The 422-nt window shown below is 52.8% G+C and carries 1 protein-coding gene; it reads left to right on the top strand.

The window, feature by feature from the left end; genetic code table 11:
- The coding region (locus OO007_RS20225; protein WP_325810188.1) for an Ig-like domain-containing protein at positions 1-422 on the top strand (422 nt) is incomplete at both ends.

Below are 422 nucleotides of genomic sequence, written 5' to 3'. Positions count from 1 at the left end.
TGACGGTACACTCAGTATCTCTGGTACGGGTGACCCTGGAAATACGGCTACCGTGACGTTCCCGGATAACACTACCGATACAGCGACAATTCAACCAGACGGTAGCTTTGGTCCAGTAACCTCGACGGCAACACAGCCCTCGGGAACAGTCTCAACAACCCAAACCGATCCTGCGAATAACATCTCGCCTGCGGTAACGGATACCTATACAGACACCACAGCACCCGATGCGCCAACGCAAGTGATTACGGTAAACTCTGACGGTACACTCAGTATCTCTGGTACGGGTGACTCTGGAAATATGGCCACCGTGACGTTCCCGGATAACTCTACCGGTACTGCGCTAATTCAACCAGACGGTAGCTTTGGTCCAGTAACCTCGACGGCAACACAGCCTTCGGGAGATGTCTCAACAACCCAAA

The organism is Cocleimonas sp. KMM 6892 (genome assembly GCF_035798195.1).
Taxonomy (GTDB): domain Bacteria; phylum Pseudomonadota; class Gammaproteobacteria; order Thiotrichales; family Thiotrichaceae; genus Cocleimonas; species Cocleimonas flava.
This window is presented reverse-complemented; position numbering and strand designations above follow the sequence as displayed.